Raw genomic sequence first — 22,532 nt, 5'->3', positions numbered from 1 at the left:
GATTGGTTACGTTTTTCTATATCCACCTCAATCCCTCAGGAGTTGCTACCGATGGAATTATCCTCTCTGACCGCTGTGTCACCGATTGACGGCCGCTATGGCGATAAAGTCACCGCGCTGCGTCCGATTTTCAGTGAATATGGTCTGCTGAAGTTCCGTGTGCAGGTAGAAGTACGTTGGTTGCAGAAATTAGCAGCCTGTGCAGAAATCCGCGAAGTTCCGGCTTTTGACGCCGACGCAAACGCTTACCTCGACAAAATCGTCGCAGAATTCAGCGAACAAGACGCTCAGCGCATCAAAACCATCGAGCGCACCACCAATCATGACGTTAAAGCCGTAGAATACTTCCTGAAAGAGAAAGTTGCCGAAGTTCCTGCGCTGCACGCTGTATCGGAGTTCATCCATTTTGCCTGTACGTCTGAGGACATTAATAACCTGTCCCATGCGTTGATGCTGAACACCGCTCGCGAAGAAGTTATCAAGCCACAGTGGCGCAAAATCATCGACGCCATCGCAGGTCTATCTCAGGAATATCGCGATATCCCCCTGCTTTCTCGCACCCATGGTCAGCCAGCCACACCATCAACCGTAGGCAAAGAATTTGCCAACGTGGCTTACCGTATGGAGCGCCAATTCCGCCAGTTAGGTAATGTCGACATTCTCGGCAAAATCAACGGCGCAGTCGGTAACTACAACGCTCACGTGGTGGCATATCCTGAAGTCGACTGGCATCAGTTTAGCGAAGAGTTCGTTACGTCTCTGGGTATCCAATGGAACCCATACACCACTCAAATTGAACCGCATGACTACATTGCAGAACTGTTCGACTGCGTGGCACGTTTCAACACCATTTTGCTCGACTTTGACCGCGACATTTGGGGCTATATTGCACTTAGCCATTTCAAACAGAAAACCATCGCGGGTGAAATCGGCTCCTCCACCATGCCGCACAAAGTCAACCCTATCGACTTCGAAAACTCTGAAGGTAATCTGGGTCTCTCCAATGCGGTACTGGGGCATTTGGCCGCTAAATTGCCAGTTTCACGCTGGCAGCGCGATCTCACTGACTCCACCGTACTGCGTAACTTAGGCGTTGGACTTGGCTATGCGTTAATCGCTTATCAGTCCACCCTGAAAGGGATTAGCAAACTGGAAGTAAATCGCGATCATCTTCTGGATGAACTGGATCACAACTGGGAAGTTTTGGCCGAGCCAATTCAGACCGTGATGCGCCGTTACGGCATTGAAAAGCCGTATGAAAAACTGAAAGAGCTAACGCGTGGTAAGCGTGTTGACGCCGCGGGTATGCAGGCATTTATTGATGGACTGGCCCTGCCTGACGACGAGAAAACGCGTCTGAAAGCCATGACGCCGGCCAGTTACATTGGTGAAGCCATTACTCTCGTCGATAAGCTGAAATAATTAGCCTTTCCGCTGCAAGCTGCCCGCGATTGCGGGCAGTTTTCATTCAACCTGTTGTATTTTTTGCTTCGTTCTAAACCGCCACCACGAAATCACGCATTTTTCCTTCTGCAATCCGAAATCACGGTCTACACTGAGGATCTCATCCGTCTTAATCAATACATATAATCCGGACGTTCAATGCTATGAGCGCAGAAAATAGCCTGCAGTTATTAAATAAATTACAGCAAGATATTGCCCAAACTGGCTCGATGCCAATCTATCTTCGATTTAATGAATCTCTCCGTGAAGCCATCGATCAAGGGATCGTCAAACCAGGCGATTTTCTGCCAAGCGAGCGCGCGTTCACTGACGCGTTAAAAATCTCCAGAATTACGGTGCGTAAAGCGCTGGCATGCCTTGAGCAAGACGATATTATCGGCCGAGGTCGCGGCTTTGGTACTATGGTGAAAAACACGCCTACGTCGCCGCTGGCCTACTCTCTTGCCACCATTAAAGGGTTTTCGGGTGAGGTGAATTTACAAGGCCGTACGCCTGGTTCAGTGTGGATCAAACGTGAGCGCGTGACTGCATCCGTCAACGTGGCCGAAAAGCTGAATATTCCTCATAACAGTTCGGTATTTCGCCTAGAACGTATTCGCACCGTAGATCACAGCCCCGTTTCCGTCGCCATTTCATACGTGGTTGAAAATGCCATTGATGACGTCGAACAAATCGGCAATTCATTGTATGACTATCTACGCAGCCGCCAGATCCAGTTTGGTAAGCTTTATAGCCAAATTAGCGCCTGTTTGGCGAGCAACGAACTGCGTGAGAACCTGCTGATCAAAGAACCTTCGGCGATGTTAGTGATCCGTCAAACTTTGCTCGATCACGAGCTGCGACCGTTGGAGTACAGCATCAACTATTGCCGTGGCGATATGTATGAGTACTCAACCGAAGACTGAGTTCTAACGCCCCGTCATCAAAGCGCTGCTCAACCCATTGGGTGGCGTTTTTATTCCGCACTCTGTGAATCTCTCCGCAAATTCAGTGAGCAACCCCTTTTCAAACCTTACCGCACTGTGCACAACCTCGCAGGCTTTTATCGCCGATGAAATTCTCCCAAGCAATTAAATTTTCTCAGGATTACTCTTTTTCTGGCTAAAGCAGGACGAGTCATATAGGCGTGCATTTGAAAATATTGCTTGCAAAGCATACAAACAAGTATAAAATTTTATACATAAAAAGGATCGACACCATGTGTGATCAAAAACGGACTTTTATTGCCATAACAGTTTCAGGTTTAAAACTCACCCCCTGCGTTAAACCTATCGACTGGAGGGGCTCATCTAAGAAGGCGTTGCTCTCCTTCTGTGATGAGGTTAAAAAAGCAGCGGGATTTGAGCTTCACCGTGTTCAATATGGCCTTGAACCTCGGCACTGGAAACCAAGAAACGATTTAGGTTCCGGCGTCGTTGAAATCCGCATAGATAACGGTAATAACCAATACAGAATCATGTATGTCGCAACATTTGCCGAATCAGTCTATGTACTGCATTGTTTTGCCAAGAAAACACAAAAGACCTCTCGCATAGACAATGAAATCGTCATGCTACGGTATAAAGAAATCGTCAAAGAAAGGAGTCTTAAAGATGAGTAATCACGACATAAATAACCGCATAAATAACCACATTGATACTCAGTCTCGCCATATCACTGAGGCCGATGGCAATATTTTTGCAGACCTTGGTTTTTCTGACAACCAAGCTCAGCAATTGCACGCAGAATCTCTCACCCAGATTAACGCAGAATTAGAAATGAAGATCACACTGATGGTTGAAATAACCCAGTGGATTGCGTCTAACAACCTTAAACAAAGCGCAGCCGCAGAAATATTAAATATTTCTCGCCCAAGGGTTTCTGACGTGGTGAACCAAAAAACCGAGAAATTTACTATCGACTCACTTGTCGGCATGTTGAGCATGACCGGCAAGCGAGCACGTTTAGTTATTGAGTAGTGCGTGGAGGGGTTAGAAAAATTCGGCTAACTCTTCCGTGGTCGGTGCACAATCGCCGCCGCGGAAAGAGACCACATAGGCAGCAATATGATTGGCTAACGTCAATGCATCCTTGGCCGATAATCCGCTGGCTAACCCCGCCAACAGTCCAGCACAATGACTATCCCCAGCGCCAATCGTATCAACCATGTTTACGGAGCAAGCATCAACCCAGCCTTTTTCATCATCCGCTTGGTGATAGTAGCAGCCAGCATCTCCCATTCTGACTACCACGAGTTCTTTGGTTTGTTCGTGGCGCTGCTGGCAAAATGCCTCAACCCCATCCTTTTTCATTCCAAGGATCTGGGCTTCACGCTCGTTTAACGTGAGGATAACGCCGGAGCGCAATAGCTGCTGAACCACCTGTGGTGGAATACGATCCAGCCGTGGGCCAAAATCAACCACCACTCTCACACCAGATGGCAAACCTTTAACCCAATTGAGCAAAACATCACCACGCGGAACGCTAAGCTGATAGCCAGAAATAGACACAAAACCTGAAGTAGGTGTCAGCGGCTCTAGCCAATGTGCCTGCCACTGGTTTTCAATACCGTCAAACGAGATAAACGTGCGCTCACCATCCGGTTCAACCAGCGCCAAACACCACCCATTGTCGCCGCCGGTCACGTTCAGCTGGCTATGAATGCCTTTGCTCGCCATGGCCGCCCGCAGCCGGTCTGCCCACATCCCTTCGCCAATCGGCAGCATGGGTACACAGTTAACGCCTAAGCGATGCAGCGCCAGCGTAATGTTTAACCCACATCCGCCCAGATGAACGCCGCGCTCAAAGGCCGGTTGATCGCCGCCCCTTTCCGGCAAACGATCGGTTTGCGCCACAACGTCCATGACCGAGGCGCCGAGCACCATAACGGGCTGTGCCTGTTTTCGTTGATGCAAAAATTGGTTCAGCCACGGTTTCATTATTTTGCTTCCTGCCATTGAGCTCGGAATTTTTCGAACGCGGTGCTATAGCGCGTCATATCGATAGGGTTAGTTTGTTGCAGCGTTGCAAGCCACTCTGGTTTAATTGCGTTAACACCTTTCAACGCGCCGCAGATGGCCGTTGCCATAGCACCAATGGTATCGGTGTCTCCGCCGAGGTTGGCACACAGCACCGCACACTGGTTAGGACACCCCTGAGACAAATCAACCATCGCGATCGCCGCAGGAACAGACTCAATGGTGCTCACCCCCGCCCCCACCAGTTGGTAAACCCGTTCGCAGGCGTCTTCGACACCATCAGCCCCAGCAACCACCGAAAGCGCCAATTCAATACGCGCAGCCAATGATGCGCTGAACGTTGATGGACGAAACTCCTGCGCATAGGTCGCTACGGCAGGCAGCGCCATTTTTATCTCATCCCACGCAGCGCCTTCCACCGCTTTAGAAACCGCCCACGCAATCGTCACTGCGCCAGCTACCGCAATATCCGATTTATGCGTTGGGCTAGAAGCTTCCCAAACCTGATCAACAAAAGTACGCAAGGGAGCCGAAGGAAGCACGCATCCCAAAGGAGAAACACGCATTGCCGCACCGTTAGTCACGCCGTTGTTTTCTAAACTGCTTATTGGCTTGCCTTGTTTCTGTTCACGCAGCGCTACTTTTGAGCTCGGGCCTAAAATATTCTTATTGAAGGCATCGAAACTATCTACCCAACGAATAACGTTTCTCGCAATCAGTTCAGGCACCACTTTTCCGTTAGCCTCTACCAGCGCGTCAGCTAATGCCAGCGCCATCGAGGTATCATCGGTAAATTGTCCAGCGGTGAAATAACATGCAGCGCTGTTTTCCTGAGGGCCATCTAAGAAGCGGTCAATCCAACCAAAATGGCTACGCACGCGCGAACGTGGCCAAAGTTCGGAAGGCATTCCGAGTGAATCGCCTAGCATTTGGCCATAAAGCGCGCCAAGAATACGCTGTTGGAGGGTCACCTCTGCCTGTGAAGATTCGTGTAATTCCATAACAAACAACCTCAATATGTCATTGGCGACTGAGTCAGTGCAAGTCGCCGCAAGATTAGAAAACTGTCTTAATTTCCGATAGCAACCTGCGTAATTTCACGGTTCTTTTCGCGGAAAAAGAGGATGAAGAGCAGCATCACGGCAAAGACCATCGCGGCGCCAACCCCCCACACGGTAAACCAGTCGAAGGTCATACCGTTGTGCGCTTCAGGCAGTTGGAAGGCCGTCATCGCTCTTCCTCCCAGCCAGTTACCAATAAAGCTACCAAAGCCTTGGCAAATAAGAGTAATCAAGCCCTGCGCCGCTGTTCGCATATGCGCGGGTGCTTTCTTATCCACATAGATATAGCCGGTCACAAAATAGAAGTCGTAGCTGACACCGTGTAACAAAATGCCGATAAACAGCATGCTATACATCAGCACATCCGCCGTACCGCCATAGATAAACAGCACATAGCGAATGCCCGCGGTAACAAACCCCAGCAAGAGAACTTTTTTGATGCCGTAGCGTTTTAGCAACAATGGCAGCGCCAGCATGGCAAAGATCTCGGATACCTGTCCAAGCGTCATCCAGCCGGTGGCATTTTCTAAGCCCACCTGCGTGAGGTAACCATTGGCGAACTGGTAGTAGAAGGCCAGCGGCATGCAGAAGAGAAACGAGCACAGCGCGAAAATTGCAAAAGAACGGTCGCGTAGCAGGCCCAGCGCATTCAATCCGAGCAAATCTTTAATATCGGTACGCTGCCCCACTTTCGGCGGGGTATTTGGCAGCATAAAGCTGTACAAACCCAGCAATACGGAAGCAACCGCCGTGACAATCAGCGGCATATTGGTGTCCGAGACGTTATCCATCCCCAACAGTGGCGGCAGCATAAAGCCAACAACCAAGCCCGAAGCAATCCAGCCTAAGGTGCCTAATACACGGATACGGGGAAAATCTGTTTCAGTATCACGAATATTGGCAAAGGCGATACTGTTGGTCAGCGCCACGGTTGGCATATACGTCAAGGCATAAACCACCAGCAGAGGGAAAAATGTTGAGAACTGCGTCTGCCATGCCAAAAGCAGCATCAGCGCGCCGCCCACCAAGTGCAGCCACCCAAGCACCTTCTGCGCCGCAAAAAAACGATCGGCAATAACCCCCACCAGCACCGGAGACAATATTGCAGCGATCGCAGTGCTGCTGTAAGACCATGCGATCTCTGAAGGAGAAAACCCCAGTTTGTTCAGATACTGCCAAAGAGGCACAAACCATGCCCCCCAAATAAACCACTCCACGAACATCATCACGGATAGTTTAGTATTGTTATTATTAACTATTTGCATTTGATTTCCTTGCACACGAATGGACTAAGAACCCTTTCATTGCGTAGTACCTTAATAATACCATTGAAATAAAACCGAGAGCTGAATCGAACAATCATATTTACTCTCTGTTTCCAGGCAAACGTTTTCTTCTCATTTCCTTCCCCCACACTTCTAGCTAGGCATCGTCTAATCGTTATTTTACTGAGCGCATTAGGTAAATAAATTGTATGAAAATATTTTCTTAATTGTTTTTTATTCCCACACCTTTACAATGGAATTTATGATTAGCAAGCTAAGAATATAAAAAGCAAATGCTTATCATGATGTCTTCATCAACCTTCTCTGCCTCTCACTCAACATGACGCTGGATCAAAACAAACAGCATTTTTTGGGTGGCAGGTATCTATTAAAGCAAGGTGCCGTTATGTCTAAGCCTCATGAAGCAATTCCAGCCAGAAGGCTGTTCTTAAAAAAATCGTTAACGCTTATTCCACTCGCCGCCGCGGCGGGAACCGGTGTGGTATCTCTCACCGCTATCGCCCAAGCGTCACCTGCAAAATCACCGGGAATAAGTCAGCACTACGTTCCTGTCTATTTTAACAATGAGGAGTGGGCCTTCCTGCTAGCAGCCTGTGAGCGCCTGATCCCTAGCGATGTAAATGGCCCAGGCGCGGTATCGCAAGGCGTCCCGGTTTTTATTGATAAACAGATGGAAGCCCCGTTCGGGCATGGCGGCCTGTGGTACATGCATCCCCCTTTTGTTGCCGCGGTGCCGGAGCTGGGGTATCAGTCCAAATTGGTTCCCCGTGAGGTTTATCGTTTAGGGATCGGTGCGGTGAACGATTATTGCCAGCAGAAATTTCAACATCGTTTTGCCGAGCTAAAGCCGGATCAGCAGGATCAGGTGCTATCTGGGCTTGAAAAAGACCAGCCGGCATTCGATGCCGTATCCGCCAAAATGCTGTTCGATTTGCTGCTACAAAACACGAAAGAGGGATATTTTGCTGACCCGATCCATGGAGGCAACCAGACGCTTGCGTCGTGGCAACTGATCGGATTTCCTGGTGCCCGCGCCGACTTCACCGATTGGGTTGATCATCCCAATGAGCCTTATCCACAGGGCCCTGTCAGTATTTCCAGCAAGAGGACTGCATAAATGACAACCATAAAAAAAGACCCCGTTGACGTAGTCATTGTCGGTTTCGGTTGGACCGGAGCCATTATGGGCATGGAAATGACCGATGCGGGTTTAAGCGTAGTGGCCTTAGAGCGCGGTGAAAAACGTGATACCTACCCAGACTTTGCCTATCCACGTATTGCCGATGAATTAACCTACGGTATTCGGCTTAAACTTTTTCAGGAAGCGGCCAAGGAAACGGTGACCGTGCGCCATAATCCCGGAGATTACGCCGTACCCTACCGCCAATTTGGATCATTCTTGCCGGGCAACGGCGTTGGTGGCGCCGGGGTACACTGGAACGGCATGCACTGGCGTGCATTACCGAGCGATTTAAAATTACACACGACGATCGGCGAGCGCTACGGAAAGGCATTTATTCCTGATGGCATGTTATTGCAAGACTATCCTGTTGATTATGCCGACTTAGAGCCTTTCTTTGATAAGTTCGAAAAAGTCTGTGGGACCGCCGGTAAATCAGGCAATCTGCGGGGAGAAATTATCGAAGGCGGTAATCCCTTTGAAGGCCCAAGAGCCTCCGAATATCCAACTCCGCCGCTAAAATCGCTCTATTCTGGCACTTTGTTTAGCCAAGCCGCCAAAGAGCTGGGTTATCATCCTTTTGCCATCCCTGCGGCAAACTGCTCACAGCCGTATACCAATCCCTACGGTGTGCAACTCGGTCCGTGCAACTATTGCGGTTACTGCGAGCGCTTTGGGTGTTTCATGTATTCCAAAGGCTCGCCACAAAGTACCATCTTGCCCGTTCTCACCCAGCGCAAAAACTTTGAACTCCGCACCAACTCAATGGTTATCAAGGTAAACCTCGATAGCAGCGGTAAAAAAGCCACCGGCGTGACCTATATTGACGTACAAGGCCGTGAAATAGAACAACCGGCCAATATGGTTATCTTGAGCGCATATCAACTGCATAACGTTCGCTTACTGTTACTTTCTGGCATTGGTCAGCCCTACAACCCACAAACGGGTGAAGGGATGGTCGGTAGAAACTACGCATATCAGATGAACAGCGGTATTTCTCTCTTCTTTGATAAAGACACCCATTTCAATCCGTTTATCGGCGCTGGCGCTGCGGGCGCCGTTATTGATGATTTCAATAGTGATAACTTCGACCATGCCGATCTTGGGTTTATCGGGGGTGCTTATATCTCCGCCGTGCGTACCGGCGGGCGTCCAATCCAGCAAATGACACTGCCTGCCGATACACCAACGTGGGGCGCAGGTTGGAAACAAGGGATCAAGGATAACTATCTGCACTCGATGAGCATCGGCTCCGAGGGGTCTGTTATGCCTTACAAAGAGTGCTATTTAGATCTCGATCCAAACTATAAAGATGCTTTCGGCCAGCCACTGCTGCGCATGACCTTCGATTGGAAGCCCAACGAAGTGAAAATGACACAGCACATCACCCGTAAAATGCAGGGGATCGCTACCGCGATGAATCCTAAACAAATGAAAGTCTCGGTGATGGACATGAACAGCCATTATGACGTGCGGCCTTATCAGTCAACGCATACCACCGGCGGCGCTATTATGGGTGATAGTCCATCCAACAGCGTGGTGAATAAATATCTGCAAAGCTGGGACGTCCCTAACGTCTTCGTACAGGGTGCAAGTGCCTTCCCGCAAAACATGGCCTATAACCCAACCGGGCTGGTTGGTGCGTTGGCCTATTGGTCAGCACATGCCATTCGCACCCAATACTTAGCCAATCCGGGCCCATTGGTTCAGGCCTGACAGGGAGAGTAATCATGAAAATAAGTAGACAAACGCAGCTGGCCATCGTGTTACTGAGCGCATCTGGACTTTATGCTCAAGCCGCTCCAGCGCCAATGGAACAACGGATCGCTCATGGTGAATATCTTTCCCGTGCAGGCGACTGTACCGCATGCCATACCGCCGTCGGTGGTCAACCCTTTGCTGGCGGGTTAAAAATGACGACGCCGGTCGGGGCCATCTATTCCACCAATATCACCCCAGATAGAAAACAAGGTATTGGCGAATACAGCTTTACCGAGTTTTCCGACGCGGTGCGCAAAGGTATCCGCAAAGATGGCACCCATCTCTATCCGGCTATGCCCTATCCCTCCTTCGTTAAAATCAACGAAGACGACATGCAAGATCTCTACCTTTATTTCCAGCATGGCGTAAAACCCGTGGCGCAAGCCAACAAAGATAGCGATATCCCATGGCCGCTGAATATGCGCTGGCCGCTGGCTGGCTGGAATCTTTTGTTCCGTCATGACGGCGTATTCCAGCCTGATACTCAGCAGACGACCGCATGGAACCGGGGAGCGTATTTAGTTCAAGGGCTGGGCCACTGTGGTTCTTGCCATACTCCACGCGGGATCGGTTTCCAAGAGAAAGCGTTAGACCAGTCTGAGCCTGAATATCTCAGCGGGGGTACGTTAGAAGGCTGGCACGCGGCCAACTTACGCGGTGATAAAGTCACCGGTCTGGGTCAGTGGAATGAGCAACAGATTGCCCAATTCTTAAAATCCGGCCATACGGAAAAGTCCGCCGCGTTTGGCTCTATGACCGACGTGGTGCAAGACAGCACCCAATATTTAAATACAGAAGATGTGCAGGCTATTGCGGTCTACTTAAAATCGCTGCAGCCGATGGGCGACAACGCCAAAGAACCCGTGAAGGTTCCCGCCACCTATCAGGCACTCGCCAGCGGTAAGGCCACTCAACCCGGCGCACAGCTGTATCTTGATAACTGTGCGGCCTGCCACCGTTCAGACGGCATGGGCTATGAAAACACGTTCCCTGCGCTCGCGCATAATCCTGTGCTGCTTAGCCAAGACCCCTCTTCACTCATCAGCATTGTATTAAAAGGTTCTCATATGCCGATTACGCAAACGGCACCAACCGGACTCACCATGCCAGATTTTGGCTGGCGTCTCAGCGATGAAGATGTCGCTCAACTACTGTCATTTGTTCGCACTGGCTGGGGAAACCAATCAGAGCCTGTCAGCGCATCGCAGGTGAAAGATATTCGTGCCGATCTGCCAAAGCCTAAAGATAAGTAATCGTTTTTCCGCTTCATTCACTGTTACTGCACACTCTCATAGGCTCCATTCGGGGCCTTTTATTTCCCGTTTAGTTTTCGTTTAAGTTTGATAGCGCATGGTTGAGGAAGGGTTTAGGCGATAGTTTCGATACTGGTTGTCGCAACACTGCAACAATGAATATTGAGGGAATCACCTATGTTTAAACAATCCTTATGCGCATTGGCCATCATCGGCACGATGACCGGCATGGCACAAGCCGACGATTACACCTATGTCGCTGGCGGCCTGCAAGTTGGTGGTATCACCAGCAAAAGTGATTTTGATAAATTAGTGCACCAAAACCGTTCAGATCAAAGCAAAACCACCATGGGTGGCTTTTACCTGCGCGGTGGCTACGGATTTGAAAATAATCTGTTCATTGATGCGCGTTTGAGCGGAATGGGAAACAGCCAACGTAGCAGCGGCGATAGCCTACTGGGCCTTGGCTATCATTTCCCCATTAATCCAAGCACCGATATGTATGCAATCATCGGTGCCAGTGGTCACGCCATTTCAACCAATTTTGATTGGGATAAGAAGCGTGATAAAAGCTGGGGCAGCGCAACCGGCGAAATTGGTGTGAAAAGCCACATTACGGATAAAATCGGCATGAACGTCGCCTATCGTTATGCTGAATATGACAGTCGCGGTTTTAACGAAGCGCGAATTGGTGCAGATTATGCCTTAACATCAAATCTTGCGGCCGAAATTGGTTATACCTACCATAATTGGAAAGTGGACGATCAGATCGGTGAGATCGGGCTTCGTTATACTTTCTAGTAAGATAACGTAAATATTAATCTTGCCAAGAGGTGCTTTCTCTTGGCCCCCCATTTTAGGGAGAAGTCATTCATGCGAATTCTGGTCGTTGAAGATAATGGTTTGCTTCGTCATCACCTGTCTGTGCAAATGCGCGATATGGGCCATCAGGTCGATGCGGCGGAAGATGCCAAAGAGGCTGATTTTTTTGTTAATGAACAAACGCCAGATATTGCGATTGTTGATTTGGGCTTGCCGGGAGAAGACGGCTTAAGCCTGATCCGCCGTTGGCGTTCAGAGCAAATTAAGCTGCCAATCTTGGTACTGACCGCTCGTGAGAGCTGGCAGGATAAGGTTGCCGTGCTTGAGGCCGGTGCTGATGACTACGTCACTAAACCTTTCCACCTCGAAGAGGTGATTGCACGTATGCAGGCGCTGATGCGTCGCAACAGCGGATTGGCCTCGCAGGTTATTACCCTGCCGCCGTTCCAGATCGATCTTTCGCGTCGTGAGCTCACGGTTAACGACAATCTGATCAAACTGACCGCATTTGAATACACCATCATCGAAACGTTAATCCGTAACCACGCCAAAGTGGTCAGCAAAGACGCTCTGATGCTACAGCTTTACCCTGATGCCGAACTTCGCGAAAGCCATACTATCGATGTCTTGATGGGGCGCCTGCGTAAAAAATTGCAGAACGAATATCCACATGAAGTGATTACAACCGTGCGTGGTCAAGGCTACAGGTTCGATATCAACGAATGAATCTCTCGCGCTGGAACCGCTTTAAAGCACAGCCGTTCTCGTTAAGAACGCGCTTTCTACTTGCCACCGCAGCCGTAGTTTTCATGCTGTCATTAGCCTATGGCGTGGTTGCAGTGGTTGGTTATGTGGTCAGTTTTGATAAAACCACGTTCCGCTTATTGCGCGGTGAAAGTAATCTGTTTTTCAGCCTGGCGCACTGGGAGAACAATAAGCTCACCATCACCTCTCCGCCCAACTTCGATCTTAATGCACCGACGTTGGTGATGATTTACGATGACAAAGGCAAACTGCTTTGGTCACAGCGTAAAGTTCCTGAGCTTGAAAAACGTATTGAGAAATCTTGGCTAGAAAAGCCTGGATTCTATGAGTTGGACTCCAGCACCGTGTTCAGTAGCACCGTGCTGGGAGACAACCCGAAGGTTCAAGACCAACTCAAAGACTACGATGATGATGATGACGATGCGATGACCCACTCCGTTGCGGTAAATCAATACGCCGCAACGGCGCGTCTACCGGCACTGACTATCGTCGTCGTCGATACCATTCCGCAGGAGTTACAAAACTCCGATATGGTGTGGGGCTGGTTTACCTACGTCCTGATCGCTAACATTCTGTTAGTCGTACCGCTCCTGTGGTTGGCGGCATACTGGAGTTTGCAGCCGATCAAAGCGGTGCTAATACAGGTCCGTGAGCTTGAAAGCGGACAACGGGAACAACTGAGTGAAAATCCACCGCGCGAGCTGCGTGGTCTGGTACGCAACCTGAATATTTTGCTCAACAATGAGCGCCAGCGTTATACCCGTTATCGCACCACGTTAACTGATTTAACCCATAGTCTGAAAACGCCGTTGGCTGTGCTGCAAAGCACTCTACGCTCTTTGCGTAATGGTAAAGACTTAAAAATTGAACAGGCTGAGCCCATTATGCTGGAGCAAATTAGCCGAATCTCACAGCAGATTGGCTACTATTTACACCGTGCCAGCATGCAGTCTGAACACAATATGCTAAACCGCGAACTTCATTCAGTTGCACCTTTATTAGATAGCCTATGCTCGGCGCTTAATAAAGTTTATCAGCGCAAAGGCGTTGATATTACGCTAGATATTTCTCCTGAGCTTACGTTCGTCGGTGAAAAGAACGACTTTATGGAAGTGATGGGTAATGTGCTGGATAACGCCTGCAAATATTGTCTGGAATTCGTCGAAATCACCGCTCAGCAGACGGATAAAGAACTGATTATCATGATCGACGACGATGGCCCGGGTATTCCAGAGAGCAAACGTGAGCTGATCTTCCGACGCGGGCAGCGCATTGATACCCTGCGTCCAGGGCAAGGTCTTGGTTTAGCGTTAGTCGATGAGCTATTACAACAGTACGACGGTGAAGCCATCATTACTGATAGTCAGTTAGGCGGAGCAAGAATGAGCATTCATTTTGGCCGCCAACAGGTTTCACACGCCGTCGACTAAACAATAACTGCCCTCTTTTCTCTCAATACGGCGTGCTATCTGCGCCGTATCAGCAAAACATTCCGCTTTAAAGTACAAGTTGTGACAAACAGGCAGAGGAATCCCTGCGCGCATCCGTTATAATCCCAACAGATACATACACAGGGAATTAACAATGGATTATCAACTTGATCTCGACTGGAATGATTTTTTGCAACGCTACTGGCAAAAACGCCCGGTCATCCTAAAGCGTGGGTTCAAGAATTTTGTTGATCCCATCTCACCCGATGAGCTAGCAGGTCTTGCGATGGAAAACGAGGTTGATAGTCGCCTTGTGAGTCAACAAGATGGCCGCTGGCAAGTGGCTCACGGCCCGTTTGAGAGCTATGACCATCTAAGTGAAAACAATTGGTCTATCCTAGTTCAGGCAGTCGATCACTGGCACGTCCCCTCCAGCGCATTAATGCGCCCATTCCGCAAACTTCCTGACTGGCGAACTGACGATCTCATGATCTCGTTCTCAGTACCGGGCGGCGGCGTGGGGCCTCATTTGGATCAGTACGACGTCTTTATCATTCAGGGTACCGGTCGTCGCCGGTGGCGTGTTGGCGAAAAGCATCCGCTAAGACAACATAGCCCGCATCCCGATTTGCTTCAGGTTGAGCCCTTCGATGCCATCATCGATGAAGAGATGGAGCCGGGTGACATTCTGTATATTCCACCAGGGTTCCCACATGAAGGCTATGCGCTAGAGAACTCACTGAACTACTCGGTTGGCTTCCGCGCCCCCAATAGCCGTGAGCTCATCAGCGGCTTTGCCGATTTTGTGCTGGCCAACGAACTGGGCAGCGAACGCTACAGCGATCCCGATCTTGCCCTGCGCGAAAACCCTTCTGAGGTTCAAAGCGCCGAATTGGAAAAACTGCGTGGCATGATGATGAGCCAATTGCAGAATCAAGATAATTTCAACCTTTGGTTTGGTGAATTTGTTAGCCAGTCACGTCATGAGCTGGATATTGCACCACCTGAACCGCCCTATCAGGCCGGTGAGATTTACGAATTACTCCAATCAGGTGAATCCCTTGAACGACTGGGCGGGCTTCGTGTTATCAACGTAGCAGGTAGCTGTTATGTCAACGGTGAGATTATTGTCACTGAACACAGCGCTGCTGCGCAGGCCTTAGCACGTGAATACGTCGTTGACGCAGCGATGCTGGGAGACGCGCTTGACGATCCAAGCTTCCTCGTTACATTGGCAGCTTTGATTAATAGCGGCTATTGGTTCTTCCGCGATTAAGCCTATCTATATTTAGAAAACCTAACATCTGGCAGATTAGATAAATTTGTCAGATGTTTTTCCAATTAAAATATAAAATAATTATTTATTAATACATTTTTAATTTAGAGTTATTCAATATATGTGCCATCCCTCTCTATTAAACTAATAATTTACGTATTATTCTCTTCCTTATCCTTTCAATAGCAGCATTTTTTTAGAAAACCACTTTCTATGGACCCGCTATCTAATAAGAAAATATCTCTACGTATTAACGTACTAAAAGCGGCAAGAACACGTATTGAATGGACATTCAATACCTTCAGCCGAATTTGTGTCTCTTTTTCAGGTGGAAAAGACTCAACTGCAATGCTTCATTTAGCCGCAGAGCAGGCAAGAAAAAAGGGCAGAAAGTTTGATATTATCTTTATCGATTGGGAGGCTCAGTTTAGCCACACCATCAATCACATTGAAAAAATGCGAAGCTTATATCAAGACGTCATCGATCATTTTTATTGGGTTGCGCTCCCTATTACAACGGGGAATTCTGTCTCACAATTTCAACCCGAATGGCAGTGCTGGACGCCAAATACAAATTGGATCCGCAAACCGCCCGCAGATGCTATTACCGATCCTGAGTTTTTCCCATTTTACTATGACGGTATTACCTTCGAGTCATTTATGCCCGCCTTCTCTGACTGGTATTCCAACCGTCAACCCAGCGCCATGATGATTGGAATTCGAACCGATGAGTCCTATACCCGTTTCTGGGCTATCGCTTCTCAACGTAAAAACCGCTTTGCCGATGACAAACCATGGACAACAGGAACGATTTCAGGTCATACCTACAATATTTACCCTATATACGACTGGAAAACAGACGATATTTGGACCTACTTCTCCTCCTCAAAAAAAATCTATAATCCTTTGTATGACCTGATGTTTCAGGCTGGTGTGGGGTTACATGCCATGCGTATCTGTGAACCTTTTGGGCCAGAACAGCGGCAAGGTCTATGGCTCTATCACGTTCTTGAGCCTGAATGCTGGGAACATGTTTGTGAGCGAGTCTCTGGCGCTAATACCGGCAGCATTTATGCCAACAGCCGAGGCGATTTCTATGCTCGCCGTCAGGTACATAAACCCGACAATCACACTTGGCATAGCTATGCTCTATTTTTACTAAATAGCATGCCGCAGCAAACCGCCGAACATTATCGAAATAAAATCGCAATTTATTTACGCTGGTATCAGACCCATGGTTTCCCAAGCGATATACCCGATGAGCAAGAAAAAGATATCGGCGCTAAAGATGTTCCATCATGGCGGCGCATTTGCAAAGTGCTTTTACGCAATGATTATTGGTGTCGGTCACTATCATTTAGCCCTAATAAGCCAAGCAGCTATGAACGTTACAACAAAAGGATCCAAGCAAAAAGGAAATGCTGGAGCATTATATGAATATTAATTTATTAATAAACGAACTAAAAATAGCATTAGGTGAGATGTCTGAAACCGCCCAAATTGAGACTCTAAATAAGATCCGATTAGCACTGCATAAGATCAGCCCTTTTTCTAATGAACCTATCGATTGCGTACTTTGGAAACCCATTGAGAACGTTGTCTCCAATGATTACAACCCTAACTCCTTAGCTCCACCAGAAAAACGTTTGCTATACACATCACTATTACGCGATGGATATACTCAGCCTATTGTTACCAGCCAACTATCCACGGATGATAAAACAAACGTTATCGTTGATGGTTTTCATCGCCGTGAGCTCGCATCCAAGCGCCCTCTTTTGCGCACCCGAGTGCTTGGTTATCTCCCCGTTGTGATGCTTAACGAAAGTACACAGGAAAAAACACATCTGATTGCGGCGACTATTCGTCATAACCGCGCCCGCGGTAAACACCAGATCAGCGCCATGTCCGATATTGTCCGTGAGCTCTATCATTTAGGCTGGGACGACGAAAGAATCAGTGAGGAATTAGGCATGGATGCCGATGAGTTTTTACGTTTAAAACAGATTAGCGGCCTGATGGAACTGTTCGAGGACCGTGAGTTTTCAGAGGCATGGACGGTGAAATAAAAAAAATCGCCATCCTGACGTAATGAGGATGGCGATCAAAATGCGCTTCACAAAAGTAAGCCGCAAGCCGCTATTTATAAATCTCTTCTAGCAACTCTCGAACGTATTCAGGCACCACCTGGCTTGCTGCGCCGTAATGCTTCTCGTCAAACTGACTCTCAACCTGACTGGGCTCAAGATTGAGCTCAACGGTATGAGCGCCATTTAAATGAGCTTCATGTACAAAGCCCGCCGCAGGATAAACATGTCCCGATGTGCCAATCGCAATGAAGTAATCAGCTTTTGCCAGAGCATCATAAATCTCATCCATGCCGATTGGCATTTCACCAAACCAAACAATGTGTGGACGCAGCGGCGCAGGAAATTGACAACAATGACAGCGGTCATCGACGGTTAAATCCCCTTTCCATTCGATAACCTGTCCTGACTGAGTACAACGAACTTTGAGCAATTCCCCGTGCATATGAATAACACGGGTATTCCCTGCTCGCTCGTGCAAGTTATCGATGTTTTGCGTCACTAGCACAAAGTTGTCACCCAACTGCCGCTCTAATTCGGCTAGCGCCAAATGGGCCGCATTAGGCTGAATTTCTGGCTGCTGTAGCTGATGACGACGTGCATTATAGAAACTCTGCACCAACTCCGGATCGCGATGGTAGCCTTCTGGCGTGGCCACATCTTCAACGCGATGTTCTTCCCACAGTCCATCAGCCGCACGAAAAGTTCGAATTCCCGATTCAGCAGAAATCCCCGCGCCGGTGAGTACCACGACATATGGCTTAGTCATACACCCTCCTGCCTGATTATTCGCGTGACACAGCGTGTCACGGTGGAAAATTCGTGAACGAAAACGCTGGTGTCGTAATCGTTTGTTTTTCCTAAACCGGCATATACGATGACGGGTACGCATAACCACAGCTCCTCATTGGTTTCATTACCACAGCAAATAATTAATCGTCGTTAGTCGGTCAAATTCAAAAACGCGGCACCGCGCACGCCGCCAGCATCACCGTAACGAGCAGGCTCAATACGTGGCGCTTTAGCAACCCGCAGCAAAGCACGCGGGACGCGCTCATTCAGCAGCGGATAGAGCTCAGAGAAATTCGACAATCCACCGCCGAGCACCACCAGATGCGGGTCGATCACGGTAAATAAATTTCCCAAACACATCGCCAACACGTCGGCAAAGCAATCTACATGCGCCAACGCTTTATCATCCCCCGCGCGGTAACGCTCAATAATTTCTTTAGCACCGAGATTTTCACCGGTACGGTGCTGATACAGCCATTCAAAGCCACGCCCAGAAATATATTTTTCGATGCAGCCCTGCTGTCCGCAGCCGCACGCTACACGGGGTGTGTCCGCTCCCATACGATCCAAGGCATCAACCGGCAAACGGAAATGGCCAAACTCACCGGCAATATAATTACGGCCAGTCAAGGTTTTACCATTAATCACTAATCCACCGCCCACGCCGGTACCGAGGATGATCCCAAGCACAATGGGATAAGCACGGAACTCTTCGTCCCACGCTTCCGAGAGAGCAAAACAGTTGGCATCGTTATCCACTCGAACCGGACGCCCGATAAGCTGAGAAAGATCGCGCGGGAGCGGTTTTCCCATTGCGGCAGGCACGTTAGACGTGAAGAGTTCGCCCGTATCGGCGTTGGGTAATCCAGGGATGCCGATACCTACTTTGCCCTGAGCGCCGGTAAAAGCATCGGCCTCAAAGGTTAACGACGCTAGCGTATTTAACAGTTCATGGTAATCGTCGCGTGGCGTAGGCACCCGCTTACGCCAAATTTGATTCAGCTCGGCGTCGAATACGCCCAGCTCTATTTTGGTGCCGCCCATGTCAAAACCGTAATACATTAACTCTCCTTGTTGCGCGTCGTTAAATGAAGTCGTTACTGTCTGCCGTTTATCTCGGTATTATTGACCACCACGGGTTACTGACCGCCGCTGAGTACACGCGCAGGATCGATACGGCTTGCGCGACGAGCGGGATACCAGCTGGCCACCAAACTCAGCACAATCGCCGTGACCAGCACTTCCACCACGTCAATCCAATGCAGCTCTGTCGGCAAGAAATCGATAGGATAAATATCGCCCGATAGCAATCGATGCCCGATCACCTTTTCAATAACTTTAGAAATATTAGTCAGTTCGAGTGATGCCACCACGCCGATCACCACACCGCAAATGCTACCAACCATGCCCGCAAGCAATCCATACCAGATAAAAATCGCGCGAATAAGCCGGTCTTTCGCACCCAGCGTTCTTAGTACGGCGATATCACTGCTTTTGTCTTTCACCGCCATCACCAGCGTAGACACAATGTTGAAACACGCCACCCCAATCACCAAAACCATCGCCAGATACATGATGGCGCGGATCATCTGGATGTCACGGAACATATAGCCGTAGGTGCCTTTCCAACTGCGAATATAAACGTATGCATTGGTCACCTCACCCGCATCTCGCACCAGTTTGTCGGCGTTAAAGACATCCGCAACTTTGATGGAAATACCGGTAACGCTGTTGCCAAGATCTTGATACTGCTGAGCATCCGCCAGCGGTACCATCGCCAAACTGTGATCCAGCATGCCACTTAATTGCAAAATACCGCTCACGTGCAGACGAATACGTTTAGGCTGCAAAAGCTTCATCTGTGGATCGTTGTTTGGCACCATCACGGTCACCCAATCGCCAACCTTCACATGCAGCGCATCAGCCACACCTTTACCGAGAATAACCTGCTGCTCTCCGGCTTTAAACGTTGACCATGCGTTACCCTGCACGTATTGCGACAGTGAGCTCACGCGGCTCTCTTGCTCTGGATTAACGCCGCGCAGTTGTACCGCCACCAGCTGAGTGCCGCTTTCAATCAGGCCAGTAAATTCCACATAGGGTGCTGCAGCAACGATACCCTTTACTTTTTCAACCCGTTCTAATACCTGCGGCCAGCCGTTAAACGGCTGCTCCACTGGATAGATTTCACCGTGAGGCACAACAGAAAGAATGCGATGATCCAACTCGCGTTCAAACCCATTCATGGCGCTCAGGCCGACGATCAAAACGGCGACACCCAGCGCAATACCAACGGTAGAAATCACGGAAATCAGAGACACCATGCCGCCACGGCGTCGTCCGCGGCTAAAACGCAGACCGATCAGCAGAGATAATGGTGAAGCCGACATTATTGCGCCCCCATCAGGGTCACATTTTGCTGAAGCTGGCCATCACGCATTTCAAGCTGGCGGTTCAAACGCTTCGCCAATGCCAAGTCATGGGTAACAACCAAAAAAGCCGTTCCTTGACGCACATTTAGCTCGCCTAACAGGTCAAAAATACTGTCGGCGGTGCGCATATCAAGGTTACCGGTCGGTTCATCAGCCAACACCAAAGAGGGATTGTTTACTAACGCACGCGCAATCGCCACGCGCTGACGCTCACCGCCCGACAGCTCGGAAGGTCGATGATGACTACGCTTAGCCAATCCAACGGCGGTCAGCATGTCCATCGCTTTGCCTTGGGCGTCGTCACCTTTTTTACCACCAATTAACAGCGGCATCATCACGTTCTCTAACGCGCTAAAATCGGGCAGCAAATGGTGAAATTGATAGATAAAACCCAGCTCACGGTTTCGTAGTTCGGCTTTGGCAGCTGAAGACATATCGTTAAGCGATTGACCTTTAAAAATCACTTCGCCGGAGGTCGGAGAGTCCAGACCACCAAGCAGATGCAGCAACGTACTTTTACCTGAACCTGAGCTGCCCACGATGGCCATCATTTCGCCGGGCTGCATGTCAAAGGTCACATTACGCAATACGTCCGTGTGCAATTTACCTTCGTGATAGGTTTTGCACAGGTCTTTGCACTGCAACAGTTCTTTATACAAAGACGGAGAATTACTCATAACGTAAAGCCTCAGCAGGATTCACCGCGGCGGCACGCCACGACGGATATAACGTAGAAAGCAGCGCGAGCAGCATTGCCACAACGGCAATCAGCACCACCTGCGGAATATTGATATCAACCGGCAAACTCCCACCGGCCAACATTTCGCCTAACCCCGGAATAACATTGATTTGGCTGGCAAACACCACGCCCAATACGGCACCGAGTAAGGCACCGATAATACCGGCACTGGCACCCTGCACCATAAATACCGACATAATCTGCGCACGCGTTAATCCTTGGGTTTGCAAAATCGCCACCTCGCCCTGTTTTTCCATCACCAACAGGCTCAACGAGGTAATAATATTAAACGCCGCGACGGCGATGATTAGGCTGAGCAGCAGCCCCATCATATTTTTTTCCATTTTGACCGCTTGGAATAACTCGCCCTTCCGCTCACGCCAATCTTTCCATACCAAGCCTTTCGCCAGCGGTTGGCTGACCAGCGCATCAATCGCCAGTGGCTTATCCATATAAATACGCCAGCCGGTGATATTTCCCAGCGGGTAGCGCATCAGGCGGGAAGCATCCTGCTGATTCATCAGCATTTGATACTGATCGACTTCGCTATTGGCGGAGAATGTGCCCACCACGTTAAACACGCGTTGGCTAGGAATGCGACCCATCGGCGTAAACTGGCTAGCGCTAGGCACCATAATGCGCAGCTTTTCACCGCGCTTCACGCCCAGTTGACCCGCGAGTTGGTCACCTAAAATCACATTGTATTGGCCCGGCTGCAAAGCCTGTTGAGTCGCACCATTAAGATAAGGCGACAGCGGATCTTTTTCGTCAGGGTTCACACCGATAATCACGCCCACCGCCACGCTATGCGCGCTTTGCAATACCGCATTACCGGTGGTCAGCGGCGTGATACTTTTCACACCGACAAGGTGTTCAAACTGTGCGGCAGGAACCTGTTGAGGATTGATCGACCCTTGTGTCGACGTCACTAATGCCTGCGGCATCAGCCCAAGAATATTATTTTCTAGATCTCGCTCAAAACCGTTCATCACCGAAAGAACGGTGACTAACGCCATAACGCCGAGCGTGATACCTATAGTAGAAAGCCAAGAAACAAACCGGCCAAAGCGGTCTGAGGCTCGTCCGCGCATGTAACGCAGACCGATGAATAACGCGACAGGTTGATACATGAAATCCGTTCGGTTGCAGTTGGTAAGGCAAAATGAGTATGGATGATAACATTTAGGAAACCCAAAAAAACTACGTAATGCATTTTCACGTCATTTT

General features: G+C 49.3%; 21 protein-coding genes. 13 read left to right on the top strand and 8 right to left on the bottom strand.

Translation table 11 applies throughout. The features are described from left to right. The first annotated feature begins 51 nt into the window (after positions 1 to 51). The 4 genes from purB (at position 52) to BN1044_RS11200 (ending at position 3,422) form a co-directional block, all read left to right on the top strand. A complete protein-coding gene (gene purB, locus BN1044_RS11215) occupies positions 52 to 1,422 on the top strand; it encodes an adenylosuccinate lyase (protein ID WP_072308735.1) in 1,371 nt (456 codons plus the stop codon). Between the two features lie 185 nt (positions 1,423 to 1,607). Further along, positions 1,608 to 2,369 (top strand): GntR family transcriptional regulator, encoded by a 762-nt coding sequence (locus tag BN1044_RS11210; RefSeq protein ID WP_072308734.1) that lies wholly within the window; start codon positions 1,608 to 1,610, stop codon positions 2,367 to 2,369. Between the two features lie 293 nt (positions 2,370 to 2,662). Further along, positions 2,663 to 3,064, top strand: a complete 402-nt coding sequence (locus BN1044_RS11205; protein ID WP_081329573.1) for a type II toxin-antitoxin system RelE/ParE family toxin — start codon at positions 2,663 to 2,665, stop codon at positions 3,062 to 3,064. Positions 3,065 to 3,083: 19 nt separating this feature from the next. After that, entirely contained in the window at positions 3,084 to 3,422 is a 339-nt protein-coding gene (locus tag BN1044_RS11200) for a helix-turn-helix domain-containing protein (protein WP_081329572.1), read from the top strand. 12 nt (positions 3,423 to 3,434) lie between these two features. Here BN1044_RS11200 and BN1044_RS11195 read toward each other — a convergent pair whose 3' ends face one another. The 3 genes from BN1044_RS11195 to BN1044_RS11185 all read right to left on the bottom strand — a co-directional run bounded on the left by BN1044_RS11195 (position 3,435) and on the right by BN1044_RS11185 (position 6,747). Beyond that, the gene (locus tag BN1044_RS11195) at positions 3,435 to 4,382 is read right to left on the bottom strand and encodes a PfkB family carbohydrate kinase (RefSeq protein ID WP_072308732.1); all 948 of its coding nucleotides are present in this window, start codon (positions 4,380 to 4,382) and stop codon (positions 3,435 to 3,437) included. Beyond that, on the bottom strand, positions 4,382 to 5,422 hold the full coding sequence (locus BN1044_RS11190) for an ADP-ribosylglycohydrolase family protein (protein WP_072308731.1): 1,041 nt from the start codon (positions 5,420 to 5,422) through the stop codon (positions 4,382 to 4,384). The genes BN1044_RS11195 and BN1044_RS11190 overlap by 1 nt, the downstream gene beginning before the upstream one ends. 68 nt (positions 5,423 to 5,490) lie before the next feature. Further along, on the bottom strand, positions 5,491 to 6,747 hold the full coding sequence (locus tag BN1044_RS11185) for a nucleoside permease (RefSeq protein WP_072308730.1): 1,257 nt from the start codon (positions 6,745 to 6,747) through the stop codon (positions 5,491 to 5,493). Between the two features lie 406 nt (positions 6,748 to 7,153). On the opposite strand from BN1044_RS11185, the gene BN1044_RS11180 reads away from it, so the two are divergent. From BN1044_RS11180 to BN1044_RS11140, 9 genes are all read left to right on the top strand, one after another. Next, positions 7,154 to 7,885: a gluconate 2-dehydrogenase subunit 3 family protein gene (locus tag BN1044_RS11180; RefSeq protein WP_072308784.1), complete on the top strand. Its 732-nt coding sequence runs from the start codon at positions 7,154 to 7,156 to the stop codon at positions 7,883 to 7,885. Then, positions 7,886 to 9,664 carry a GMC family oxidoreductase gene (locus tag BN1044_RS11175; protein ID WP_072308729.1) on the top strand — a complete coding sequence of 593 codons (1,779 nt, stop codon included), beginning with the start codon at positions 7,886 to 7,888 and terminating at the stop codon, positions 9,662 to 9,664. Between the two features lie 14 nt (positions 9,665 to 9,678). Beyond that, the gene (locus BN1044_RS11170) at positions 9,679 to 10,962 is read left to right on the top strand and encodes a c-type cytochrome (RefSeq protein ID WP_072308728.1); all 1,284 of its coding nucleotides are present in this window, start codon (positions 9,679 to 9,681) and stop codon (positions 10,960 to 10,962) included. Positions 10,963 to 11,139: 177 nt separating this feature from the next. Then, a complete protein-coding gene (locus BN1044_RS11165) occupies positions 11,140 to 11,763 on the top strand; it encodes a porin family protein (protein WP_072308727.1) in 624 nt (207 codons plus the stop codon). Between the two features lie 72 nt (positions 11,764 to 11,835). Continuing rightward, complete coding sequence (gene phoP / locus BN1044_RS11160) at positions 11,836 to 12,510, top strand: two-component system response regulator PhoP (RefSeq protein WP_040046551.1); 675 nt, start codon at positions 11,836 to 11,838, stop codon at positions 12,508 to 12,510. Beyond that, positions 12,507 to 13,979, top strand: a complete 1,473-nt coding sequence (gene phoQ / locus BN1044_RS11155) for a two-component system sensor histidine kinase PhoQ (RefSeq protein WP_072308726.1) — start codon at positions 12,507 to 12,509, stop codon at positions 13,977 to 13,979. The genes phoP and phoQ overlap by 4 nt, the downstream gene beginning before the upstream one ends. Before the next feature lie 154 nt (positions 13,980 to 14,133). Next, positions 14,134 to 15,255: a ribosomal protein uL16 3-hydroxylase gene (locus BN1044_RS11150; RefSeq protein ID WP_072308725.1), complete on the top strand. Its 1,122-nt coding sequence runs from the start codon at positions 14,134 to 14,136 to the stop codon at positions 15,253 to 15,255. A gap of 213 nt (positions 15,256 to 15,468) precedes the next feature. Further along, entirely contained in the window at positions 15,469 to 16,692 is a 1,224-nt protein-coding gene (locus BN1044_RS11145) for a phosphoadenosine phosphosulfate reductase (RefSeq protein ID WP_072308724.1), read from the top strand. Continuing rightward, a complete protein-coding gene (locus BN1044_RS11140; protein WP_072308723.1) occupies positions 16,689 to 17,324 on the top strand; it encodes an IbrB-like domain-containing protein in 636 nt (211 codons plus the stop codon). Before BN1044_RS11145 ends, BN1044_RS11140 begins: the two co-directional genes overlap by 4 nt. 70 nt (positions 17,325 to 17,394) lie before the next feature. On the opposite strand, the gene cobB is transcribed toward BN1044_RS11140, so the two are convergent. From cobB to lolC, 5 genes are all read right to left on the bottom strand, one after another. Next, a complete protein-coding gene (gene cobB, locus BN1044_RS11135; RefSeq protein WP_072308722.1) occupies positions 17,395 to 18,234 on the bottom strand; it encodes a Sir2 family NAD+-dependent deacetylase in 840 nt (279 codons plus the stop codon). Positions 18,235 to 18,284: 50 nt separating this feature from the next. Next, the gene (gene nagK / locus BN1044_RS11130; RefSeq protein WP_072308721.1) at positions 18,285 to 19,196 is read right to left on the bottom strand and encodes an N-acetylglucosamine kinase; all 912 of its coding nucleotides are present in this window, start codon (positions 19,194 to 19,196) and stop codon (positions 18,285 to 18,287) included. Positions 19,197 to 19,273: 77 nt separating this feature from the next. Next, on the bottom strand, positions 19,274 to 20,524 hold the full coding sequence (gene lolE / locus BN1044_RS11125) for a lipoprotein-releasing ABC transporter permease subunit LolE (RefSeq protein ID WP_072308720.1): 1,251 nt from the start codon (positions 20,522 to 20,524) through the stop codon (positions 19,274 to 19,276). Beyond that, a complete protein-coding gene (gene lolD, locus BN1044_RS11120; RefSeq protein ID WP_072308719.1) occupies positions 20,524 to 21,243 on the bottom strand; it encodes a lipoprotein-releasing ABC transporter ATP-binding protein LolD in 720 nt (239 codons plus the stop codon). The genes lolE and lolD overlap by 1 nt, the downstream gene beginning before the upstream one ends. Further along, entirely contained in the window at positions 21,236 to 22,435 is a 1,200-nt protein-coding gene (lolC, locus tag BN1044_RS11115) for a lipoprotein-releasing ABC transporter permease subunit LolC (protein ID WP_072308718.1), read from the bottom strand. Before lolC ends, lolD begins: the two co-directional genes overlap by 8 nt. Positions 22,436 to 22,532 lie beyond the last annotated feature (97 nt).

The organism is Hafnia alvei, assembly GCF_900095695.1.
Taxonomy (GTDB): domain Bacteria; phylum Pseudomonadota; class Gammaproteobacteria; order Enterobacterales; family Enterobacteriaceae; genus Hafnia; species Hafnia alvei_B.
This window is presented reverse-complemented; position numbering and strand designations above follow the sequence as displayed.